Raw genomic sequence first — 22,266 nt, forward strand, 5'->3', positions numbered from 1 at the left:
GAGGACCACTGTTGCCGCGACTGGAGGCGGGGGAAGAGTGGGGGCGGTCAGCGCCCGGGCAGGCGAACGGTGAACACCGTCCGTCCATCCACCTGGTCGACGCCGATGCTGCCGCCGTGCAAGTGCACGTTCTCGACGGCGAGGGAGAGTCCGAGTCCGCTACCCTCGCTGCGTCCGCGCGCGGTGTCGACCTTGTAGAACCGGCGAAAGATCGCCTGCCTGTCTTCCGGTGAGATGCCGGGGCCATGGTCGACGACGGTGATGACGGCGTAGCCGGGTTCCGCGCTCAATTCGACGCGCACGGGGGGCGCTCCGTGACGCAGCGCATTGCCAACGAGGTTGGCGACCACTATGTCGATCCGGCGCGAATCCACTCTGGCGCTGATGCTTTCGGGCGTAAGCAGTTCGACGGTTTCGGTCCAGCCGCGGCTCTCCAAGGTGCGCTCGGTCAGTTCGACGAGATCGACGTCGTCGAGGACGAGATGCGCCTGCTGTGAATCGTGGCGCGACATCTCGATGAGATCCTCGACGAGCCGAGTGAGCTTGCCGATCTCACTGCTCACGATGCGCGCGGCGGCACCGGCGTCCGGCGGAAGATTGGGGATCTCCTCCCGGAGTATTTCGCTGACCGGAACCAGTGCCGCCAGCGGCGTTCGAAGCTCGTGGGAGACGTCGGCGACGAACCGCCTCGACTGCTCTTCCGATTCTTCGAGGCCCCTGATGACCGCTTCGTTGCGCGCCACCATGTTGTTGAACGTCGTTGTCACCTGGGCGAGTTCGGTCACCCCGTCTTCGGGGAGCCGGACGCTCAACTCGCCGTCGGCGGCGCGGGCCGCGGCTTCGTCCAGACGCCTCAGCGGACGTACCAGTGTCGACGCGATCCAGAGTCCGAGCAGACCGCTCACCAACACACCCGCCGTGAGGGTGATGCCGACGACTCGGAGCAGGTCGTCGAACTTGTCCTGTACTCCCACCAGTGGCCGGATGGCGGCGGCCTTGACCAGTGTCTGGTCGTCGTTGCCATCCCCTGCGGTCACGTCCATGACGTACACGGACATGCCCACCAGGATGCGCTCTGAGTCGAGCCGCTCGAAGCGGATCAGCCCGGTGCTGTTCAAGCCGTCGTCGAAGCCCGATGTGATCGTCGCCGGATCGACGGATCCTTGACGGACGACTTCACCGTTGGCGATCAGTGTCATGTCGGATGGGAAGACCGGTGCGAGGCCGGCAGGTGTCAGTCCGTCCACCGGCGTGCCGTTGACGGACTGTAGTTCGTCGCGGAACTGTGCAGTTGCCACATCCTGAGCATTGAAATAGATCCACGACCGCGCCATGAGCGACACCACGCCCGCTGTTCCTCCGGCGATGATCACGACGATGGCGATGAACACCAGCACCAGCCGTGTCCGCAGGCCGTCGATCCGCAGCCAGGCCGGTCTCATCGAGCTGAGCTGGGGTTGAAGCGATAGCCGAAGCCGCGCACCGTTTCGATGACGGTCGGCTCGGCGGGGTCGTCCTCGATCTTTCCGCGGAGTCGTTGCACCGCCGCGTCGACGAGTCGGGAGTCACCCAGGTACTCCTGGTCCCAGGCCGCCGACAACAACTGCCGTCGGCTGAGGACCTGTCCGGGATTCTCGGTCAGAGCGAGGATCAGACGCAGCTCGGTCGGAGTCAGGGCCAGCACGGTTCCGGCTTTGCGGACCTGCAGTGACGACCGATCGACCTCCAGGTTGCCGAACGTTTCGGCGACCCGTACGGCCTCTGCCCGCGGCGTTGCGGGCGTCGACCGCCTGACGACGGCTTTGATGCGTGCGTCGAGGACTCGCGGGCTGGCAGGTTTGACGACGTAGTCGTCGGCGCCGGCTTCCAGACCGGCAACGGTGTCGATGTCGTCGGATCGAGCGGTCAGGATGATGATCGGAATCGAACTGCGGGTGCGGATGCGTCGACAGATCTCGTATCCGTCGGCGCCCGGGAGCCCGAGGTCGAGCAGGACGAGGTCCGCGGTGGTGAGGATGTCGTCGAAGTCGCAGTTGCCGTCCGGGCGATGGCTGACGTCGTGCCCGAGTCGGTTCAGTCCCAACGTGATTGCTTCGGCCACGGCTGGATCATCTTCTATGAAGAGGATGCTCACCATGATGATCCGGGTCTTCTGCGGTCGGAGGAATCTCGGTCAGCCAAGGGTACAGGTGTCACACTCCCGAGAGTCGTTCGTTGCCGGGGTCGGCCAGTATCGAGTGCCGCGCTGCGGCGGTGTTCAACGGAAATGCGGAAACGGCGAGGGTGTAGCAGCCGACGAGGAGTAGCGCGCCGATCACGTCACTCGGACGGTGCCACTGCCTTACGACCACCGAGATCGCAGTACCGATTGTGAGCAGGGCGCCGTTGATGGCGACGACGGCCCGCCACCGGTTGGGGGTGACGAGGACGATTGCGCAAGCAAGGGCAGTGATGGCCGTGAGCGTGCCGCTGGGAAAGGAATTGTGCATGACGAGACCGTTCAGGTCCGGTCGATCCAGCGACTGTTTGAGAACCCAGGCCGTCGTGATGGGGCCGAGTGTCACGACGACGACTCGCAGTGTCAGTGCAATCGGGTTGTTGCGCAACGTGATCATGAGTACCACGAGCACCCCTCCCACTATCAGGATCGGGGTGACGAGGCCGACGAACTCGGCAGAGAACACCCCGAGGTCTTCGGAGAACGCGGCCGCGTCCACCATGAGTTGTTGATCGACTATCTGGCCTCCGCCCGTGTTGACGGCCAATCCGAATCCGATGACTCCGAGGATCAAGAGTGCCAGTGCGGCAACCAGTCTCGCCGGTTTGATACGTGTCATGGTCAGCGTTCCGATCGCCCGTCCGAAGCATTGTTCAGTTGTGGTGGGCATTGCCCTCCCGGGGTGGTTGCCAATTCGAAGTGCCACATCTCGTTGGCGTATGTCTGGCACAGGCCGTAGTCGCCACCGTGCCGGATGAGCCAGTCGTCTGCGTTCGTCGGTCCGATGTCGACTGCCTGTCCGCTGACGTGCTTGGAGCGACTCGGGGAGTGCACCCACTTGGCGGCTTCGCTCGCGCTGCCGTACTCGACCACGGCCTCGTCGAACAGGCGCTGCTGGTATGCGGCGGACCGCCAACCTGACGTGACGTGCATTTTCACCCCGGATGCCTGTGCATCGGCGGCCGCGGCCTGCAGCGCCACGAGAAGCGCGGGGTCGAGACGGGCCAATGCGGGGACATGCTTGTCGTCGAGACGGATGCCGTCCTCGATCTCGCCACCGCCGGGTCCCGAATCGGGCTGAGTGGCAAGGTAGTTACCGCGTTTGGGCTTTGCGGAATCGGTGAACGAGCATGCACCGAGCGTGAGCGCTCCGAGCGCGACGAGGCAGATGATTCTGCGGTGGATCGGCATGCAGTCGAGACTGCTCGGTCAGTGTCACCGTGAAGTGGTCGTTGTTCGTCGACGGTGCCACGGTCTGCAACAGCTCTGTAACAGGACGGAACGGGGCTGGTGAGAAGCCGGGTGATTCGGGGTCAGGCGGGACCGCCGTCCTGGCCGTGCAGGTGGGCCCGCTCCCCGTCGCGGTCGAAGATGGTGAGGATCTCCACGGGTCCCTCGTGAGCCCCGATGGCGTGCGGGACCATGGTGGAGAACTCGGCCGCCTCGCCGGCCTGGACCAGCAGTGTTCGCTCGCCCAGGTGCAGCCGGGCGGTGCCGGACAGGACGGTGAACCAGTCGCGACCGGGGTGCACCCCCAGCTGCTCCGCCGTGGTCGGGCGCTCGGGGGTGATGCGCATCTTCGCCACGGTCACACCCGGCAGGGCCCGGTCGCGGGAGAGCAGCCAGGTCGTCACTCCCCGCGTGTGCTCGGGCTGCGGACGGATCACCACGTCCTCGTCGTCGGCCGATTCGACCAGCTGGTCGAGGGTGGTGCCGAGGGCCCGGGCGATGGGGACCAGCTGATCGAGGGCGATCCTGCGGTGCCCGGTCTCGATGCGGCTCAGGGTGGAGGGGCTCAGAAAGCAGCGCGCCGCGAGGGCGTCCAGCGACCAGCCCCTGGCCAGGCGGAGGCCGCGGATGCGCTGCCGGATCATCGCGTCCATGGTGACTTCTTGCGTCATAAGCAAGATGGTATGCCTTATGCGCAGGATGTGCTTAGGGTGGAGGCATGACGCAGCACTCCCACCAGCACGGACATGGGCACGACCATCACCACGGACACGGTCACGGGCACCATGACGAGGCGGGTCTGGCGGACATGCTCGACCTCGACGCGGAGGTGCTCGGCGCGTATCTCGACGAGGTGACGGAATGGGCACAGTGGCACGCGCCCGAGGCGCCGCGCGCTGTCGTCGACCTCGGTGCGGGAACGGGCACCGGCAGCCTGGCGCTCGCGCGGCGGTTCGGGACATCGCAGCTGATCGCGGTCGACAGGTCGGCGGTGATGCTCGATCGTGTCCAGGCATCCGCCCGCGCGGCAGGCGTGGTCGATCGGTTGCGCGTCGCCAGGGCCGACCTGGACGACGGCTGGCCCGCGGTCGGCTCCGCGGACGTCGCCTGGGCGGCCTCGTCGCTGCACGAGGTCGCCGACCCGGACCGGGTGCTGCGCGGGGTGCACGAGGGGCTGAACCCAGGCGGGCTGCTGGTGGTCCTCGAAATGGACGGGCTGCCACGGTTTCTGCCCGACGACATCGGCGTCGGCCGCCCCGGCCTGGAGTCGCGGTGCCACGAGCTCCTGGCCAAGGCGAACTGGAACACCTACCCGGACTGGCGGCCGCACCTGGAGCGGGCCGGATTCGATGTCCTCGAGCAGCGCAGTTTCACCGTGGACGCGAGCACCGTCGGCGCGGATCCGATGCCGGAGCGCGCGGGGCGGTACGCACACACCTTCCTGAGTCGTGTCCGCGCCGCCCTCGACGGCCAGTTGGCCGCCGACGACCTCGACACCCTCGACCACCTCCTCGCCGCGGACCACCCCGCATCGGTCCTGCGCCGCGGCGACCTGACCATCCGGGGCAGCCGAACCGCCTGGGCGGCCCGCCGACCCTGAGATCCCGGGGGACGAGATGCGGACACGAATTCGGCTCGGTGAGCACAGCATTCGTGTTAGCTGGTCGCGAACCATTTCACCTGAAGCAAGGATTTCGGTCGTGCCGCTCAATATTGCCGATCTGTACGAGGCGGTCGCGGACGCGATCCCCGACCGCGTGCCGTTGATCTTCGGATCGCCGGATCCCGCGGGGACCGGTCCGGGGAGGGCCGAGCGTCGCAGCTATGCGGAGCTCGAGCGCCGGGCGAATCGGCTCGCCCACCATCTGCAGTCGGTCGGGGTGCAGCCGGGCCAGCACGTCGGCATCCACATGCGTAACAGCATCGAGTACGTCGAGGGCCTGCTCGCCTGCCTGAAGATCCGGGCGGTGCCGGTCAACGTCAACTTCCGGTACACCGACGCGGAGCTGGTCTACCTCTACAACAACTCCGAGATCGTCGCCCTCATCGTCGAGGAGGAGTACCTCCCCACCGCGACCGCCGCCCTGTCGCGCTGCCCAGGAGTCGGGCACGTGCTGACCGTCGGCGCCGACTACGAGGCCGCGCTGGCGGCGCAGTCGTCGGATCGGGACTTCCCGCCGCGCAGCCAGGACGACCACTTCATCATCTACACCGGCGGCACCACGGGCATGCCCAAGGGCGTGGTCTGGCGGCACGAGGACTTCTTCTACGCCGCGCTGTCCGGTGCGAACCTGAGCGGCCCGCCTCGCACCAGCGTGGCGGAGGTGGTCGAGGCCGCGGTGGCGAACACGAATCCCGCCGTGCTGATGCTCATTCCGCCGCTGATGCACGGGGCGGCGGTCTACTCGCTGCTGACCGCCTTCCTGATGGGGGCGCCGCGGGTGATCGCGCGCAGCTTCGACCCCGTCGAGGTGCTGCGGCTGATCGAGGCCGAGAAGATCACCGGCGTCACCGTGGTCGGCGACGCCATCGCCCGGCCGATCGCGGACGCCATGACGGCGCACGCGGGGGAGTACGACCTGTCCTCCCTCAAGCTGATCGGTTCCGGCGGTGCCCTGTTCTCGCCGCAGCTCAAGGACCGGCTGCGCGAGCTGGTGCCGGGTTTGGTCATCAAGGATGCCTTCGGCGCCTCCGAATCCGGGAACGACGGGGTCGTCGAGTTCGGCGACGACGGCACCAAGCGGATCAGGGCCAACCCGAACATGCTGCTCGTCGACGAGCGGGGCCTGGCCATCGTGCCGGGCTCGGACGAGCTGGGCTACATCGCGCGCCGCGGCCACGTCCCGGTCGCGTACTTCGGCGACGAGGAGAAGACGGCCGCGACGTTCCCGGTGGTGGACGGGGTGCGGATGGCCATCCTCGGCGACATGGGGCGGATGGAGGCGGACGGCACCATCGTGCTGCTCGGCCGCGGCTCGATGTGCATCAACTCCGGCGGCGAGAAGGTGTTCCCCGAGGAGGTGGAGCAGGCCCTCAAGACGCACCCGGCGGTGCTCGACGCCCTCGTCGCCGGGGTACCCGACGCCCGGTTCGGCGAGCGGGTCGCGGCGGTGGTGCAGCTGCGCGAGGGCGATCACGGCATCGACACCGCCGAGATCGCCGAGCACTGCCGCGAGCACGTCGCGGGCTACAAGATCCCGCGGTCGATCGTGGTGGTGCCGTCGATCGTGCGGTCGCCGAGCGGCAAGGCGGACTACCGCTGGGCCAAGGAGACGGTCGCGCAGGGCTGAGTCGCACTCCCCTGTGACGCCGGCCACGGAACAGGTAAGTTGTGTGTAACCGCAAGAACTACTCACCAGTAGGGGTACGAAATGCCTGCTCCGTCCGCCGCGACCTTCGCGCGGCTCGCCGACCTCATCGCCATCCCGGACGCGGCGAGCCGCCCGACCCGCCCCATCGTCGAGGCCTTCACCGGTCGCGAGCTGACCACCGTCCCGGTCGGCACCGCGGAGGACGCGGTCGCCGCGATCGAGCGCGCCCGGGTGGCCCAGCGGGAGTGGGGCAAGCGTTCAGCCGACGACCGGGCCCGCGTCTTCCACCGCTACCGCGAGCTGGTGCTGGAGAACCGTGACGCGCTGCTCGACATGGCGCAGGCGGAGACCGGCAAGTCCAGGGCCGCCGCCCTGGAAGAGGTGCTCGACATCGCCATGACCTCGCGGTACTACGCCCGCGTCGCACCGAAGCTGCTCAAGCCGAAGCGGGTCCAGGGCATGCTGCCGGGCCTCACCAAGACCGTGGTGCACCACCACGCGAAGGGCGTCGTCGGTGTCATCTCGCCGTGGAACTACCCGATGACCCTCGCGGTGTCCGACGCGATCGCCGCCCTGATGGCGGGCAACGCGGTGGTCATCAAGCCGGACAGCCAGACCCCCTACTGCGCGCTCGCCTGCGTCGATCTGATGTACCAGGCCGGACTGCCGCGCGAGGTGTTCGCCGTGGTCCCCGGCCCCGGATCCGTGGTGGGCACCGCGATCGTCGAGAACACCGACTACCTGATGTTCACCGGCTCCACCGCCACCGGCCAGCTGCTCGCCGAGCAGGCAGGCCGACGGCTGATCGGCTTCTCCGCCGAGCTCGGTGGCAAGAACCCGATGATCGTCACCAAGGGCGCCAACCTGCGCGAGGTCGCCGATGCGGCGGTCCGCGCCTGCTACTCGAACTCCGGCCAGCTGTGCATCTCCATCGAGCGGATCTACGTGGAGCAGCCGGTCGCCGACGAGTTCACCAAGCTCTTCGGTGAGCGCGTCAGGAACATGACCCTCGGGGCCGGCTACGAGTTCGGCATCGAGATGGGCAGCCTCGTCTCCGAGGCGCAGGTCAAGACCGTCTCCGGGCACGTCGACGACGCCGTGGTCAAGGGCGCCACCGTGGTCGCGGGCGGCAAGGCGCGCCCCGACCTGGGCCCGCTGTTCTACGAGCCGACGGTGCTCACCGGCGTCACCGACGAGATGGAGTGCGCCCGCAACGAGACCTTCGGTCCGCTGGTGTCGATCTACCCGGTCGCCGACGTGAACGAGGCGATCCGGCAGGCCAACGACACCGAGTACGGCCTCAACGCCAGCGTCTGGGCGGGCAGCAAGGCCGAGGGCGAGGCCATCGCGGCCCAGGTCCGCGCGGGCACCGTCAACGTCGACGAGGGGTACGCGCCCGCCTGGGGCAGCACCGCGGCGCCGATGGGAGGCATGGGTGTGTCCGGTGTCGGCCGCAGGCACGGTCCCGACGGTTTGCTCAAGTACACCGAGTCGCAGACCATCGCGACGACGCGTGTGCTGAATCTCGGTGGGCCCCGCGGACTTCCGCCGAAGGTCTGGGCAAAGGTGCTGGCGCCGTTCATCAAGGTGCTGCAGTACGTCCCCGGACGCTGACCGGATGGATCACGCGAGCGTTCTGATCGAGGCCGCGCCGTCGGCGGTGTGGGATGTGGTCACCGACATCGCCGGCATGGGCCGGTTCAGCCCGGAGAACACCGGCGGGCGGTGGACCGGCGGCGAGCCGGTGACCGCCGGTGCGACCTTCACGGGCAGCAACCGGCACGGACCCGTGCGGTGGACCACCCATTGCACGGTGGTCGATGTCGTTCCGGGGGAGCGGTTCTCGTTCGAGGCGGACGAGCCGAAGGCGCGCTGGAGCTACCTGCTCGAGCCGTCCGGCACCGGTACCCGGCTCACCGAGACCCGGGAGATCTACGGGACGCCCGCGCTGTGGGTGCGGATCGTGCAGCGCTCGAAGGTGCTCGGTCGGAACCGGGACACGCTGATGCGGGACGGCATGCAGACCACGCTGGAGCGGATGAAGGCGCACCTGGAGGCGCACCAGGAGGTCTAGGGCACTGCCCGGAGCCGGCTCGGCGCCGCGGCGAATCCATCGAAAGTATGAAGCTCGGCGCGCCCCCGGCATTTCGCGGCGACACGGGTCGGTGACGATGGTGGAATCGTGGCGGCGCTGTTCGGCGCCGGCTTGTCACGTGGAAGGGGCACCCCCTATGACCGCCGAGTCGACCGACTTGGAGCCGAGAGCCGATCGGCGCGCCTGGATCGGGCTCGGGGTGCTCGCCGCGGGGCTGTCCATGATCGTGGTGGACGGCACCATCGTCGGTGTCGCACTGCCGGTGATCATCACCGACCTCGACCTCGACCTGACCGACGCCCAGTGGGTCAACAGTGTCTACTCGGTGGTGTTCGCCGCGCTGCTGCTCACCGCCGGGCGGCTCGGCGACCGGCTCGGCCGCCGCCGCATGTTCATCCTCGGCGTGCTGGTGTTCCTGCTGGGCAGCGTGTTCGCCGCGCTCGCCACCAGCGCGACCTCGCTCATCATCGCCCGCGTCATCCAGGGCGTCGGCGGAGCCTTCGTGCTCCCGACGACCCTCTCGAGCGTGAACGCGACCTTCCGCGGCAAGGACCGGATCGTCGCGTTCGCCGTGTGGGGAGCGGTGATCTCGGGCATGGCGGCGGTCGGCCCGCTGCTCGGCGGCTGGCTCACCACCTACTTCACCTGGCCGTGGATCTTCATCGTGAACGTCCCGATCGGCATCGCGGTGATCATCGGTGCCCTGTACGCGGTGCGGGAGACCAAGGCCACCATCACCGAGCCGGGCCTGGACGTGGACGGGCTGCTGCTCAGCGCGATCGGCTTCGGCGGCGTCATCTTCGCCCTGATCGAGGGGCAGAGCCTCGGCTGGTGGAAGCCGATCGCTCCGTTCAGCGTGTTCGGGCTCGAATGGCCCGCGGACGCGCCGGTGTCGGTGGTCCCGGTCGTCGGCGCGATCGGCCTGGCCAGCCTCGTGCTGTTCGTGTTCTGGGAGCGGCACCGGGCCCGCGGTAGCCACCGGTCCGCGATCCTCGACCTGACCCTGTTCTCGGTCCCGACGTTCAGCTGGGGCAACCTGACCGCGCTGACCGTGGCGATCGGCGAGTTCGGCCTGCTGCTGGTGCTGCCGCTGTTCCTGGTGAACGCGCTCGGCCTGACCACGATGGGCGCGGGTCTGGTGCTGGCCGCGATGGCGCTGGGCGCCTTCGCCTCCGGCGCCGCGGCCCGGCACGTCGCCGCCGCGTTCGGTGCGCCGAAGACCGTGATCCTGGGATTGGCGCTCGAGGCCGTCGGCGTGGCTGTGGTGGCGTTCGCGCTGTCCTCCACGGTGTCGCCGTGGCTGCTCGCCGTGCTGCTGGCGATCTACGGCGCGGGCCTCGGGCTGGCGTCGGCGCAGCTGACCGGGACGGTGCTCGCCGACATCCCGGCGGAGAAGTCGGGCCAGGGCTCGGCGACGCAGAGCACCGTGCGTCAGCTCGGCGCCGCGCTCGGGTCCGCGGTGCTGGGCGCGGTGCTCTCGATCTCGTTGGCGCAGAACCTCTCCGACAGCCTCGAACCGGTCACGTCGGTGCCACCGCCGGTGCAGGAACAGCTGGTCACCGCGACCAGGGACTCCGCGGGCGGCACCATCTCCGGGATCCGCGAGCAGGGCGAGGAGGGCAAGCTCGGCCCGTCCGGGCCCGAGGTGACCGCGGCGCTGTCGGAGGGCTTCGGCGACGCGACCCGCACCGCGCTGTTCGTGGCGTCCGGGTTCCTGGCGCTCGGCCTGGTCAGCGCGACCGCACTGAACGCGCGATCCCGCAAGGAGACCTAGCCGGCCGCTCGGTCGCGGTCGTAGGCGGCGACCACCCGCTTCGGGGCGGTCAGCCGCCACGCCTCCTCGACGAGCTCGGCCAGCTCCTGCGGATCCACCCGGTCGAGGACGACGTCGATCCAGCCCCAGCGCCCGAAAAACGGGGCCACCAGGAAGGTCTCGGGGTCCTGTGCGAGCAGCGCGGCCTGGTCGTCGCGGGTGGCCTTGAGGCATGCGGTGGGCGCGCCGTATCCGACCATCGCGAACATCTTCTTGCGCACCCGGAAGGTCGGCTGGTTGCCCCAGCTGTCGACCACGATCTCCTCCGCCTCGGGAAGGGCCAGCATCAGGGCGCGTACATCCTGCTCGGAGGGCATGAGGCAGTTATAGCGCCGCCCGCCGACACCCGCACCGTTCATGCGGTGGTGGCGAGGGCGGCGGCCAGGCCGAAGGCGACGGCCATCGCCAGAGCCTCCAGCACCGCGCGCCGCAGCGAGTCCTCCGCCTGCATGCGGTGCGCACCCGCCGCGGGCACCCAGGTCCGGCGCCACCACCAGCCGAGCGCGCCGAGCGCGAGCAGCGCCGCGGTCTTGGCCAGCACGATCCGCCCGTAGCCGGTGTCGACGAGCGCGCCAACGCCGCCGAGCTTGACCGCGGCGTCGATCACGCCGGTCACCGTCAACACCGCGACGCAGCGCCAGGCGAGCTCCGAGTAGCGCGGCAGCAGGGCGGCCCAGGCGCCCCTGGCCCGCAGCAGCAGTGCCATCGCGACCAACGGTCCCAGCCACAGCGCGGCGGCGAGCGCGTGCGCGGCGCCGAGCAGCGAACCGAGGGTCTGCGCCGACATGTGCCCGGTGACGGGACGGGACGCGAGCGCGACCGCGGCGAGCACCGCGACGGAGGTGATCGGCCAGTCGGCGCCCCGCCGGAACGCCAGCGCCGCGATCACCGCGATCGCGGTGGTGCAGGCCACGGTGGCGCCGCCGATCTGGCCCGCGTTGACGTCACCGAGAAACCGGCCGAACGTGGTCGAGGAGAGCGCGCCTGCCCCGGTCTCGGTCGTCTCCGCCGCCGCGGCGACCACCAGGGCGACCTCGGCCAGGGTCCAGGCCCCTGCCAGCGCCGCGATCGGCCGCCACAGTTGGCCGCGCGCGATCACCGGTCGCGGCTCGGATCGCTGCAGCCACTCGAGTGTCGTCAGGCCGAGCACCGTCGACCCGAGGAGGACGGCGAGCACCCGGATCAGGCTCGACGGATCGGGGCCGGCTGGGCGGGCCAGCAGCCAGGCCACCCCGACCCCAGCCAGGCCGGCGGGCGCGGCGAACAGCAGCCATCGTGGCGAGATCTGCCACCGCCGCCGCGCGCCCGCCGAGGCCACCGAGGTCAGCTCTTGCCGCTGGGACGGCGCAGCGCGAACGCCAGCCCGCCGCCGAACACCAGCACGCCCGCGACGATGAACGGCCACATCGGCAGCCCGTCCGAATCGCCGCCCTCGGCGCCGGCCTTGTCGCCGCCCGGCTTCGCGCCGGGGGTGCCCGAGCCCTGCTCGGTGAGGGTGAAGGTGCGGGTCCCGCTGACGGGGTGGCCGTCGGCGGAGGTCACCCGGTAGGCGATCGTGTAGTCCCCGGTGGGGCCGAGCTCGCCGACCGGGACGTTGACCGAGGGGCCCTGCACGGTTGGCTCACCCTTCGACCACAGGTTGCCGTCCGGGCCGACCACGGTGAGGGTGGCGAAGCTGGGCTGCATCGGTTCGTTGAACGTGATGACGGCCTGCTCCGGGCCCACCGCGACGGACGAGCCGTCCGCGGGGTTCGAACTGGTCACGACCGCGTGGGCCCCGGCGACGCCCGCGCCGAGCAGCGCGGCCACCGCCGCGAACATCGTCACGGCCAGGACGCGGACCCGGGTACTCATGAGCGCCGTCCGCGGACGGTCGCGCCGACGCCGAGCGCGGCGCCGAGGGCGCCGAGCACCAGGCCGATGCCGCCGAGCCAACGGGCGGTGGTGTCCACGCCGTCGTCGGAGGTCGCGGACGAGGCGGTCGAGGCGCCGTGGTGGCCGTCCCCGGACTCCGAGGCGGGGGCCAGCGAGAGGGCGGGCGCCGGCTTGTCGGGCTCGCTGCCGTCGGCGCCGGGCTGCTGATCCCAGTTCACGACCTGGCCGTCGCTGTAGGTCTGCGTGGCGGCGAAGGACACCTCGTCCTGCTCGGGCAGCGGTCCCGTGGACAGCAGGAACTGCTGGAACTGGCCGGGTCCGACGCTGACGCCGGGATCAGCGGTCCAGGTGACCGAGGTGGCCTCGCCGGAGGCGGCGTCCTTGGTGACCTGCGACGTCCAGCCCGGCATCGGCTCGGTGCGCGCGGATGCCAGGTTGGGCAGCGCCACCGTCAGCTTGGTGGTGCCCGCGGTCTCCGACTCGGTGGGCACCTTGAAGGTCAGAACGGTGTAGCCGCCCTGCTCGGCGTCGGGGGCGCTGACGGAGACGTGCGCGGAGGCGAGTCCGGTGCCGAGCAGCAGGACGCCGCCGGTGGCGCCGACCGTGAGGAGGGCGCGGGAAATGAGGGTGGTCATGGGGTTCTTTCTCGAGAGGGGAGGGCGGGCTCGGGTCACCGAGTCCGCTATGCGGGCACCGCCGCGGGCGGTCCCCGTCTCGAGATGCAGAAGTGCAGCAGCGTCGCCGTCGCGATCGGGTCCGTCGACGCGGTGCGGAGTGCGAAGGTCGTGCGCGGCAGCGGATTCCACCGACGCAGGACGGACCGCAACACCCGGGTGATCGGGCCGTACACGGCCTCCGCGGCCAGGATCAGCGCGGCGCACAGCGCCGTCGCGACGGCGTGGGCGGCGAGCATCGTGAGCCCGCGGGGGGAGAGCTCGGGGCCGTGGAACTGGTGCGCGGTGAGGGCGGTCGACAGCGCGAGGTGTCCGACGAGCTGCCCGGCCGCCAGCGCACCGAGCAGCGCGACCCGGCCGCCGCGCAGGCTGCCGGTGAGCGCGCCGACGGCGGCGCAGCACAGCACCAGCAGCGTCAGGGCCGAGGAGTCCGGGTAGCCGCCGCCCGCGACCCCGTGGCCTGCCACGGCGAGCGCCGCGGTGAGCGCCCCGACCGCCGCGCCGCGCATGCGGGCGGTGTGGTCGGGGCGGGGGGTCGGCATCTTGGGAGCGGTCGCGCCCGGGTCAGCGGACGCCGAGGCGGGCGAGCAGGTCGGCCTCGACGCCGTCGAGTTCCGCCGAGATCGCGTGGTGGGCGGCCCTGCGGCGCTGGACCGGCATCTGCTCGGAGGCCCGGACGGCAGTGCTGAGCTCGGCCAGGCGGCCGAGGACGGCGTTGGTGAACCGGGTGGTCTCGGGGTCGGGGTACTGGGCGGCGATGGTGTTCGCGGACCGCTCGGCGCCTGCGATCCGGGCGCTGAGGTGGGCGCCGTGCCCGGTGTAGGTGCCCAGCTCCTCGGGGGCGATGCCCATCTTGTTGGCGCGCTGCTGGTCGAGCTGCGCGCGCAGCATGGTGGCGCCGCGGTAGACGAGGGGGGCGAGCACCGGCGTCAGCAGCCGGGCGATGCCCAGGTACTTGCGGATCTGGCCGACGCTGAGCTTGCCGCGGGTGGCGGCCTTCTCCTGCGCCTTCAGCGTCGCAAGCTGAGCCTTCTCGACCTTCTTCGCGGACTTGGCCTCGGTGCGCATCTTCTTGCGGTCGTTGCGGGCGCCGAGCTTCGCCTCGACCTTCGCCTTGTGCTTGAGGGCCTTCGCCTCGGCACGCCGGGTCGCGCGTGTCTTACGTTTCCTGAACAAACCCATGCGTAAGGCCCCTCATTCTTGGCGCTCGAGCGTCGGCACACCTCGTCCCCGACAGCCTATCCGCACCGCTCAGGGTGGCGGCGGCGAGTCCGGCAGCGCTGGTTCTTGCCGCTGCGCAGGCGGGCGCGGTGCGGGTTGTCGGTGCGACGGACCATAATCTCGTCATCGTGAACTCTTCGCAGGACCTCCGGGATCCGCACCAGGACGCCGAGCCGGGCCGCAACGGCACTCGGTCGGTGCTCATCGATCCCAGGACGCTGACCACGTGCCGGCACCGGGTCCACCTCGACTCGGCCTATCCCGAGCTGATCGCCTCGGCGCCGGAGGACATCGGCGTCCAGCAGCGCCGGGAATCGGCCCAGGCACACCGGGAGGACATGCTCCGGCGGTTGATGGCGCCCGGCGGCCACACCTGGGTGCTGATCGATCAGTCCGTCCCGACGCGCGAGCGGGCGGCGGCGACCCTGCGGGCCTGCGCCGAGGGCGCGGACCGGATCTGGGGCGCGGTGTTGCCGCTCGAGTTCGACACCGGCAGGCGCGGGCGAGCGGAGCTGTTGATCCGGGACGCCGACCGTGGGGGATACATCCCGGCCATCGTGGTGAACCACAAGGTCACCGATCCGGGCAGCGGCGCGGTCACCTCAGGGCTGGACGACTGGGCCCCGAGCGTGGACCCGGACCGGAAGGTGCGCGCCCAGCTCCGCGATCAGCTCCGGCTGGCGCACCTGCAGCGAATGCTGCAGGCGCAGGGCATGGCGAGCCCGTCGATGCTCGGCGGCGTCATCGGGTACGGCGGCGAGCGCTTCCTCGTGCACGACCTCGCCGCGGTGATGGACGTGTACGACGAGCGGTTCGCCGACCGGCTGGCCGTCGCGCGCGGCGAACGCTTCACCTCGCCGTCGCAGATCGGCGAGTGCCGGTCCTGCCCCTGGTGGTCGCGGTGCAAGGAGAACCTGACGGCCGCGCGGGACGTCAGCCTGGTGGCGACGGGCTCGCGGGCCGAGGCGCTGCGCGCGGCCGGGGTCTACACCATCGACGACCTGGCGGCCTGGGACGGACCGGCGCCGGAGGAGTGGCAGGGCAACGGGTTCGAGGACGTGGTGGTGATCGCGAAGGCCTGGCTTGGCCAGGTCCCGCTGGTGCGGCGCAGGCCCGAGGTCACGGTGCGCCGGGCCGACGTCGAGGTCGACGTGGACATGGAGAGCTACCAGGAGCACGGCGCCTACCTGTGGGGCACGCTGCTCACCGCGGACGGCGTCACCCAGCCGTACCGGCCGTTCGTCACCTGGGACCCGTTGCCGACCCGGGACGAGGGCAGGTCGTTCGCGGAGTTCTGGGGCTGGCTGATGGGGGTCAGGGAGGAGACCCTCGCGGCGGGCAAGACCTTCGCTGCCTACTGCTATTCCCGTGCGGCGGAAGACAAGTGGCTGCTCGACTCGGCGACCCGGTTTGCCGGGATGCCCGGGATCCCGACGGTCGCGCAGATCCGCGCCTTCATCGACAGCCCGGACTGGGTGGATGTCTATCAGGCGGTGAGCGATCAGTTCATCTGCCCGAACGGTAAGGGGCTCAAGAAGATTGCGCCCGTCGCCGGGTTCAACTGGCGGGACGCGGACGCCGGCGGCGAGGCGTCGATGAGCTGGTATCGGGAGGCGGTCGGCTACGACCACGAGCCGGATCTCGAACAGCGGGAGCGGTTGTTCGTCTACAACGAGGACGACGTGCAGGCGACGCGGGTGTTGCGGGAGTGGATGACCGACCGCGCCGATCTTGAGGTCCCGCTGGCCTCGGAGCTGTAGGCGCCTGCGGCGCCCGTGCGCGGTTGACGAGTCCTGGGACCCGTCAACCACGCACGGGCAGCGGAGCTGCCTAGCGCGGCGCCATCCGGAGCGCGCCGTCCATCCGGATCGTCTCGCCGTTGAGGTAGTCGTGCTCGACGATCATCTGCGCGAGCTGCGCGTACTCGGAGGGGTTGCCCAGGCGGGACGGGAACGGCACGCCTGCCTCGAGGCCCTTGCGGTACTCGTCGGTGACGCCCGCGAGCATCGGGGTGTCGATGATGCCGGGGGCGATGGTGTTGACGCGGATGCCGAACTGCGCGAGGTCGCGGGCGGCCGGGACGGTCATGCCCTGCACGCCACCCTTGGACGCGGAGTACGCGATCTGGCCGATCTGGCCCTCGAACGCGGCGACCGAGGCGGTGTTGATGACGACGCCGCGCTGGCCGGACTCGTCGACGGTGTCGGTCTTGGCGATCGCGTCGGCGGCCAGGCGCATCACGTTGAACGTGCCGAGCAGGTTGACGGTGATGACCGTGCGGAACAGCTCCAGGTCGTGCGGGCCGTTCTTGGACAGGATGCGGCCGGCCCAGCCGACGCCCGCGCAGTTCACGACGGTGCGCAGCGGCACGCCGGAGGCGACGATCTGCTCGACGGCGGCCTGGACCTCGTCGCCGCTGGTGACGTCGGTGGGGATGAGGGTGACGCCGGCGGGGACGCTGTCGCCCGCGCGCTCGATGGACTGGGCCAGGTCCAGTCCGAAGACGGTGGCGCCCGCGTCGGCGAAGCGCTTGGCGGTCGCAGCGCCGAGGCCGGAGGCAGCTCCGGTGACCAGTGCCGCGGTTCCCTGGATTTCCACAGTCGATCCTCTTTTCTGGCGGCCACCGTTGGCCGACCGGTAGTGACCTGAACGATAGCGCCCCGGTCGTGAGTCTGGTTAACGACAGTTCACCGAACTGATTGTCAGCCTTGCCGATCCAACCGGCGGGAGCCGTTGTGCATAACGGTTGACCTGCGAAGATGCCGTTCTTCGGATTCGGCAGTCGGGGCTGGACTGCGGCCCTAGTCTGGCCCGGTCGGGGCGGTCGAACGTCTGCCCATCACTCATCGAATGGAGTGCTTCTTTGCGAACAAGGTTGATGCGGTCGAACGGGTTGATCCGACGGGGGCTGCCCACTCTCGCCCTCGCCGCCGCCCTCGTGGGCGGGCTCGCCACGGGCGCCGGCACGGCCGCCGCGGTCGGATCGTCGGGAGCGGGGTCGTTCGATATCGGGGCATGGGAAGAAGAGATACTCGTGGGATCCGGCTCGGTCGACAGGGATTCCGACCTGATCAATTGCCGGGGTTCGGACTCCCGCGCGGTCGAGAAGCAGGTCGGGGATGTCACCGTGCGGAAGAGGATCAGCACACAGGGATATCCGGGAAACAGCTTCAGCAGCCAGATCGGTTTCCAGGTTGCGGACAAGGCGGGCAAGTTCGTCCACCGCTTCACCGACTACCCGCCGTCGGCCGCGTACAAGCTTCAATCTTTCAGGATCCAGTGGCTCGAGGAGGTTGACGGGACCTGGTATCGCAGGCAGGACGACCACCCAATGATGGACATAGACGACCAGACCGGAGCCGTGACGATCACCGGCGCATACCCGATCAGTACGGATTTTGTTTTTTGGTACACCGTTCCATGGACGGCCCAGGTCGGATCGACGCAGGAGAGTGGTGTCGGGTTCACCGCCACCGGCCTCGACCCCCAGGATTGGCCGGTGATGGAAGGAACCGGATTCGAGGTCTTCCGGCGGCCGATCACCTGTGGCGCTACGCCCCCGTGGGGGGAGGAATGTGAGGGGTCAGTGAGCGGCAGGGCCGGATCCGACGGCATCCGTTCACCCGCAGCGGATGCACCGCCGCGCGGCCTCTAGGGCATCCAATAGCTGAGGCGCCCACTCATCGCACATAGAAATGGAGAAATATGTTGTCCAGCAACATGTTACGACGTAGCGCAACGATCCTTGCCGTCGCGGTGATCGCCGCCGGCGGGCTGACGATCGGAATGGGCACTGCGGGCGCGGAGGCGGGTGCCGGATGTGGTTCCGTATGTCCGACTTACGACCAACTGGAACAAGTGGTGACCCACGAGGGCTTCGAGATCACCTACCGGTATCCCGAATTCGCTGTCGGGGGCGATCCGACGACCTTTCGAATCACAATCAAGAATGTGGGCGACCCCGATCGGGGAATCACCAAGCTGGTCCACAACAAACCCCTTCATTTCGGGTTGATCGGTGTCACCACCAACCGGATTCGCCATGTGGCTGCCGGCAATAGGGACCTCTTCGACCCGATCGTGCTCGATCACGTGCATGATCCCGAGGCCCGCACCGTCGCCTTCACCGATCCTTCCGGAGGTCCGGTGAGTGTCGGTGACGGACTCCAGTTCGATCTCATCTATATGGCGTCCTATTCACAGAAGTTGATTGAAGGCGCCGGCAACAGCAGTTTCACCCTCGAGGGGCCCGGCTTCACTTTTGCATCGCCGCTGGTGGGCACGGTGACGGGCGGCAATATGCGGGGCCCCCCTCAGCTGAGAAGCCGGGGTGGTCGCCGCCTTGACGGCTGTGACCACCACCGTGGGGGCACTGCGTCGCCGCCACTCGGTGGTCCCGTCGCGCCGGGGTTGCGGTCGGCCGCCGTGCGGTCAGGAGCAGTCGATACAGCGCAACACTGCGGGCAGCACGTCGAGCCGCTCGGCGCCGATCGGCTTGCCGCACTTCACGCACACCCCGTAGCTACCGTCGTCGACTCGGCGCAGTGCCGCGTCGAGGTCGTCGAGTTCCTGCCGTGCGTCCCCGAGCAGCGAGGTGACCTGGGCGCGCTCGAACGCGATCGTCGAGCCCTCCGGATCGTGCTCGTCATCGTTCGTCGTCAGCTCGGAGCCGTCCAGGATGTCGGCCAGGCGCGCGGTCAGCGACTCGATCCGATGCACGGTCGCGGCCTGCTCCGCCGCGATCCGGACGCGGGCGGTGGCGGCGGCGGACTTGGTCATGTCGAGTACAACGCCGCAGGGCAGCCGATGCTTCCGTGCGCCCCGGACCGGATCCCGGTCACGGCGCGCGGAAGTTCGTCAGCTCGTAGTGGAGCGTGGGCGTGCGCATGACCTTGTGCGCTGCCCGCACCATCACACGCTGCAGGATCGGGAAACGGTGGTCGATCGCCCGGGCGGCGGCGTCGGCCTCGGCGCCGGTGAGCAGGTGCGTGGTCGCAGCCGACTCGTCGCCGGTCGGCTTGCCCGACCAGGTGCAGGGCCGGATCCGCACATCGGGGAAGTTCCTCAGCCGCTTGTTCTTCGAGGCCCTGCCGGGTGTCCGGAAATAGGTTCGCGTTCCGTCCACCGCGATGTTCACGGGAGTATCGACCCAGCTGCCGTCCCGTTTGCGGGTCTTCAGCAACACCACCTTGGCGGCGGCGATCGGTTTCGGGGGAATCTGGTCGGTCATGTCACCCCTCCTGTGGGTGCCTGCGAGTCCCTTCCAGTATCCGTCGGATCTCCGGTTTGCGGCCGCTCGGATCTGTGCCCGGCGCCGCGGCGGACCGTTCGAGACAGTGTTTAACGCTTTGAACTGGGCAAAAGCGAGTGTGCGATTTTCGCTGCGGTCCGTCGTTTCGCCCCTTACTCTTGGCGAGTTCTCGGGGGCGGGCGTGGGCCGGTTTTCCCAACAGTGAGGAGACATCGTCGATGGTTGGACAGCTGGTGCGTAGGGGTGGGTCGGTGCTGGCGGCGCTGGCCGTTGTCGTGGGTGGGGCGACGATGGGTGCGGGCGTCGCGGGTGGCGCGTCTGTCGGAAGCTCATGCACAGGGATCTACGAAAAGCTGTGCAACGGTGAGGCCTTCATTGATCAAGGCGCGAGGGGCAACATCCTGCTGGCATATCAGGGTCCCGCCAAGGCCAAGGTGGGCAGTGAGGTTTTGTATTTTCCGGGCCTCGAGGCCCGAGATGGCACACCCGGCTTGACGGTGACGAGTTTCACTCACCATGTTCCACGAGGACTTGAATTCGTCGGGGCCGAGGTAATTTCGTACTCGCCAATCTTGCCGGGCGCGGAGCTGGACTCGACCGCGATGGTGGATCCCGTTACGGGGGATGTGACGGTCACGGCGCCCGCAGGTGGCTGGGTCATCCCGACGGCGGTAACCGACACCGGCTCCCGCACCGGGTTCCTAAGAGTCAATTTGCGCTACAAGGTGGTCAAGTCGTATCTCGATGGCAACACCGGGGTCACCTTCACCGGTACCGGCGCCCCGGCGTCGGAGGGGTGGGTGGCGACGGGGTTCACGACGGTCACCCCTGTGGATCTAGGCACGTTCGGCAGTTAGCGAAACTGATTGCACCCGTTCATTTTTCGAGTACCCATCAAACCAGCCTCCTGACACGGTCGCCGCGAGCAACTCCGACGCCGATCTCGTGCCTGATTCCAACCGCGTACAGCGGCGGGCCATCGGCGGCAGCGGTTCTGTAATCCGAAAGGAACTGTTCAATGGTCGGAAGTCTGGTGCGTAAGGGTGGTTCGGTGCTCGCGGCGCTGGCCGTCGTCGCGGGCGGCGCGGTGACCGGTGTGGGGACTGCCGGAGCGGCGGGCTCGGGAAGCCTGGAACAGGGAAGCGTGGCGCTCGGCAGCTCCGCGCCTCCCTGTTACTTCGAAGACCCCATGCCAGGTTGTGACGACGGCCTGTTCAACGATGAAGCGACGGTCGGGAACATTAGTCTGGTGTACACCGGCACAAGCAGGGCGGTGGCGCTGGGTCAGGAGACCGGGTTCCGCGCAAGGTTAAGCGGTCGGGATGTTGCCATTACGAGCGTCACCCACCACGTACCGAGGGGTTTCGAGTTCACGGGGGCCCACGTTTGGTCCTGGGTTTATCCGCTCGGCGACGCGATCGAGACGACTCTGGATTCGACAGCGGTGGTGGATCCGGTGACCGGGGATGTCACGATCACCGCGCCTGCCGGTGGCTGGATCGCCGCGGATGGCCGCTTCACCGGCTCTGTCTTTGTCTCGCTGGACTACAAGGTAACCGCGTTGAGTCCCGATGGCGCGAGCGGGCTCAGGTTCACCGGCACGGGCGTCCCGGCGTCGGAGGGGTGGATGGCGACGGGGACCACGAAGGTCACCCTAGTGAATCCAGATACCTTCGGCAGTTAGCAAAACTGATTCCGCTTGTTGCTTTTTCGGGTACTCATCAAACCTGCGGCCTGACACGGTCGCCGCGAATCATCTCCGACGCCGAGTGTCGTGCCTGAATCCAACCGCGTACAGCGGCGGGCCATCGGCGGCAGCGGTTCTGTAATCCGAAAGGAACTGTTCAATGGTCGGAAGTCTGGTGCGTAAGGGTGGGTCGGTGCTCGCGGCGCTGACCGTTGTCGCGAGCGGCATCACGATGGGTGTGGGAACTGCGGCCGGGCAGTCGTGGTGGGAGGATGAGGTACTGCAAAATCTGTTGCCTCCATGCACCATCGAGTCGATGCCGTCGGGGGGGCCGTGCTACGAAAGAGCCTTCACGGACGAGGGGATGGCTGGCGACCTTCATATGAGTTATGCCGGTCCCAAGGACGTCAAATCGGGTGACGTTGTGTCCTTCTATGCGAGCAGCAGCGCAGGGGAGGGCGGATACCAACCGGCCGTGCCGGACGTCGAAGTTTCGAGCGTCACCCACCACCCTCCGAGAGGCTTCGAATTCATGGACGCCACGGTTTTCGCCCGGAAACCCGGCTGGTATCCGGAGGGATCCACGCATTGGGCACTGGACTCGACCGTTGCGGTAGATCCCGTCACCGGGAATGTCACCGTCACCCCGCCTGCCGGGGGCTGGGCTGTCCCTAAGTCCCGCGAGTACCACCCCAATCCCGACACGACGTTGTTCCTCTCCGGTGATGTCACGGTCCAAATGCGTTATCGCGCGAGCGGGTACGGCCTCGACAACCCAAGCGGGGTCACGGTCACCGGCACCGGAGTCCCGGCGTCGGAGGGCTGGTTGGCGACAGGGAATACCCGGGTCACCCCGATGGGTGGTACAGGGAGCACCGGGTCCTGACCGCT

At 68.9% G+C, this 22,266-nt stretch carries 25 protein-coding genes; 10 read left to right on the plus strand and 15 right to left on the minus strand.

The features are described from left to right. Nucleotides 1-47: 47 nt before the first annotated feature. The 5 genes from ABIC28_RS08195 to ABIC28_RS08215 all read right to left on the minus strand — a co-directional run bounded on the left by ABIC28_RS08195 (nt 48) and on the right by ABIC28_RS08215 (nt 4,119). Nucleotides 48-1,442, minus strand: coding sequence for a sensor histidine kinase (locus ABIC28_RS08195; RefSeq protein ID WP_354578350.1), 1,395 nt, complete (start codon nt 1,440-1,442; stop codon nt 48-50). Next, entirely contained in the window at nt 1,439-2,137 is a 699-nt protein-coding gene (locus ABIC28_RS08200; protein WP_097210698.1) for a response regulator transcription factor, read from the minus strand. Before ABIC28_RS08200 ends, ABIC28_RS08195 begins: the two co-directional genes overlap by 4 nt. Nucleotides 2,138-2,192: 55 nt before the next feature. Next, a complete protein-coding gene (locus tag ABIC28_RS08205; protein WP_258195848.1) occupies nt 2,193-2,924 on the minus strand; it encodes a phosphatase PAP2 family protein in 732 nt (243 codons plus the stop codon). Beyond that, nucleotides 2,840-3,409: a M15 family metallopeptidase gene (locus tag ABIC28_RS08210; protein ID WP_209927957.1), complete on the minus strand. Its 570-nt coding sequence runs from the start codon at nt 3,407-3,409 to the stop codon at nt 2,840-2,842. The genes ABIC28_RS08205 and ABIC28_RS08210 overlap by 85 nt, the downstream gene beginning before the upstream one ends. A gap of 122 nt (nt 3,410-3,531) precedes the next feature. Continuing rightward, nucleotides 3,532-4,119, minus strand: a complete 588-nt coding sequence (locus tag ABIC28_RS08215) for a helix-turn-helix domain-containing protein (RefSeq protein WP_097210695.1) — start codon at nt 4,117-4,119, stop codon at nt 3,532-3,534. Between the two features lie 47 nt (nt 4,120-4,166). Here ABIC28_RS08215 and ABIC28_RS08220 point away from each other — a divergent pair, with 47 nt between their 5' ends. The 5 genes from ABIC28_RS08220 to ABIC28_RS08240 all read left to right on the plus strand — a co-directional run bounded on the left by ABIC28_RS08220 (nt 4,167) and on the right by ABIC28_RS08240 (nt 10,628). Beyond that, nucleotides 4,167-5,048 (plus strand): class I SAM-dependent methyltransferase, encoded by an 882-nt coding sequence (locus tag ABIC28_RS08220; RefSeq protein WP_097210694.1) that lies wholly within the window; start codon nt 4,167-4,169, stop codon nt 5,046-5,048. A 100-nt stretch (nt 5,049-5,148) separates the two neighbouring features. Further along, a complete protein-coding gene (locus ABIC28_RS08225; protein WP_354578354.1) occupies nt 5,149-6,738 on the plus strand; it encodes an acyl-CoA synthetase in 1,590 nt (529 codons plus the stop codon). An 81-nt stretch (nt 6,739-6,819) separates the two neighbouring features. Next, nucleotides 6,820-8,373: a succinic semialdehyde dehydrogenase gene (locus ABIC28_RS08230; RefSeq protein WP_097210692.1), complete on the plus strand. Its 1,554-nt coding sequence runs from the start codon at nt 6,820-6,822 to the stop codon at nt 8,371-8,373. 4 nt (nt 8,374-8,377) lie between these two features. Continuing rightward, nucleotides 8,378-8,833: an SRPBCC family protein gene (locus tag ABIC28_RS08235; protein WP_354578356.1), complete on the plus strand. Its 456-nt coding sequence runs from the start codon at nt 8,378-8,380 to the stop codon at nt 8,831-8,833. A gap of 157 nt (nt 8,834-8,990) precedes the next feature. Then, nucleotides 8,991-10,628 (plus strand): DHA2 family efflux MFS transporter permease subunit, encoded by a 1,638-nt coding sequence (locus ABIC28_RS08240; RefSeq protein WP_097210690.1) that lies wholly within the window; start codon nt 8,991-8,993, stop codon nt 10,626-10,628. Here the strand turns inward: ABIC28_RS08240 and ABIC28_RS08245 are convergent. Genes ABIC28_RS08245 through ABIC28_RS08270 form a run of 6 tightly spaced genes read right to left on the minus strand, consistent with a single transcriptional unit; the run spans nt 10,625 to nt 14,398 of the window. Next, nucleotides 10,625-10,984 carry an MmcQ/YjbR family DNA-binding protein gene (locus tag ABIC28_RS08245; protein ID WP_097210689.1) on the minus strand — a complete coding sequence of 120 codons (360 nt, stop codon included), beginning with the start codon at nt 10,982-10,984 and terminating at the stop codon, nt 10,625-10,627. The genes ABIC28_RS08240 and ABIC28_RS08245 overlap by 4 nt on opposite strands. A 38-nt stretch (nt 10,985-11,022) precedes the next feature. Further along, nucleotides 11,023-11,985, minus strand: coding sequence for a CopD family protein (locus ABIC28_RS08250; RefSeq protein WP_373560234.1), 963 nt, complete (start codon nt 11,983-11,985; stop codon nt 11,023-11,025). A 5-nt stretch (nt 11,986-11,990) separates the two neighbouring features. Beyond that, the gene (locus tag ABIC28_RS08255) at nt 11,991-12,521 is read right to left on the minus strand and encodes a copper resistance CopC family protein (RefSeq protein ID WP_354578359.1); all 531 of its coding nucleotides are present in this window, start codon (nt 12,519-12,521) and stop codon (nt 11,991-11,993) included. After that, the gene (locus ABIC28_RS08260; RefSeq protein WP_097210687.1) at nt 12,518-13,177 is read right to left on the minus strand and encodes a YcnI family copper-binding membrane protein; all 660 of its coding nucleotides are present in this window, start codon (nt 13,175-13,177) and stop codon (nt 12,518-12,520) included. The genes ABIC28_RS08255 and ABIC28_RS08260 overlap by 4 nt, the downstream gene beginning before the upstream one ends. 47 nt (nt 13,178-13,224) lie before the next feature. Further along, entirely contained in the window at nt 13,225-13,758 is a 534-nt protein-coding gene (locus ABIC28_RS08265) for a hypothetical protein (protein WP_143548390.1), read from the minus strand. A 22-nt stretch (nt 13,759-13,780) separates the two neighbouring features. After that, nucleotides 13,781-14,398 carry a DUF6474 family protein gene (locus ABIC28_RS08270; protein ID WP_097210685.1) on the minus strand — a complete coding sequence of 206 codons (618 nt, stop codon included), beginning with the start codon at nt 14,396-14,398 and terminating at the stop codon, nt 13,781-13,783. A 236-nt stretch (nt 14,399-14,634) separates the two neighbouring features. Here ABIC28_RS08270 and ABIC28_RS08275 point away from each other — a divergent pair, with 236 nt between their 5' ends. Beyond that, the gene (locus ABIC28_RS08275) at nt 14,635-16,197 is read left to right on the plus strand and encodes a TM0106 family RecB-like putative nuclease (protein WP_269588905.1); all 1,563 of its coding nucleotides are present in this window, start codon (nt 14,635-14,637) and stop codon (nt 16,195-16,197) included. A gap of 70 nt (nt 16,198-16,267) precedes the next feature. On the opposite strand, the gene ABIC28_RS08280 is transcribed toward ABIC28_RS08275, so the two are convergent. Next, nucleotides 16,268-17,035 (minus strand): SDR family NAD(P)-dependent oxidoreductase, encoded by a 768-nt coding sequence (locus tag ABIC28_RS08280; protein WP_077043292.1) that lies wholly within the window; start codon nt 17,033-17,035, stop codon nt 16,268-16,270. 148 nt (nt 17,036-17,183) lie between these two features. Here ABIC28_RS08280 and ABIC28_RS08285 point away from each other — a divergent pair, with 148 nt between their 5' ends. After that, nucleotides 17,184-18,092: a hypothetical protein gene (locus ABIC28_RS08285; RefSeq protein ID WP_354578362.1), complete on the plus strand. Its 909-nt coding sequence runs from the start codon at nt 17,184-17,186 to the stop codon at nt 18,090-18,092. Nucleotides 18,093-18,160: 68 nt separating this feature from the next. Here ABIC28_RS08285 and ABIC28_RS08290 read toward each other — a convergent pair whose 3' ends face one another. From ABIC28_RS08290 to ABIC28_RS08300, 3 genes are all read right to left on the minus strand, one after another. After that, on the minus strand, nt 18,161-18,529 hold the full coding sequence (locus tag ABIC28_RS08290; protein WP_354578364.1) for a hypothetical protein: 369 nt from the start codon (nt 18,527-18,529) through the stop codon (nt 18,161-18,163). Nucleotides 18,530-18,868: 339 nt separating this feature from the next. Continuing rightward, complete coding sequence (locus ABIC28_RS08295; RefSeq protein WP_354578366.1) at nt 18,869-19,216, minus strand: TraR/DksA family transcriptional regulator; 348 nt, start codon at nt 19,214-19,216, stop codon at nt 18,869-18,871. Between the two features lie 58 nt (nt 19,217-19,274). After that, complete coding sequence (locus tag ABIC28_RS08300; RefSeq protein WP_354578368.1) at nt 19,275-19,667, minus strand: PPOX class F420-dependent oxidoreductase; 393 nt, start codon at nt 19,665-19,667, stop codon at nt 19,275-19,277. Between the two features lie 239 nt (nt 19,668-19,906). On the opposite strand from ABIC28_RS08300, the gene ABIC28_RS08305 reads away from it, so the two are divergent. The 3 genes from ABIC28_RS08305 (at nt 19,907) to ABIC28_RS08315 (ending at nt 22,261) form a co-directional block, all read left to right on the plus strand. Then, nucleotides 19,907-20,545 carry a hypothetical protein gene (locus ABIC28_RS08305; protein ID WP_354578370.1) on the plus strand — a complete coding sequence of 213 codons (639 nt, stop codon included), beginning with the start codon at nt 19,907-19,909 and terminating at the stop codon, nt 20,543-20,545. A gap of 161 nt (nt 20,546-20,706) precedes the next feature. Beyond that, entirely contained in the window at nt 20,707-21,372 is a 666-nt protein-coding gene (locus ABIC28_RS08310; RefSeq protein WP_354578372.1) for a hypothetical protein, read from the plus strand. Nucleotides 21,373-21,535: 163 nt separating this feature from the next. Then, on the plus strand, nt 21,536-22,261 hold the full coding sequence (locus ABIC28_RS08315; protein ID WP_354578374.1) for a hypothetical protein: 726 nt from the start codon (nt 21,536-21,538) through the stop codon (nt 22,259-22,261). Nucleotides 22,262-22,266 lie beyond the last annotated feature (5 nt).

It is taken from the genome of Rhodococcus sp. PvR044 (assembly GCF_040548995.1).
Lineage (GTDB): Bacteria > Actinomycetota > Actinomycetes > Mycobacteriales > Mycobacteriaceae > Rhodococcus_G > Rhodococcus_G oryzae.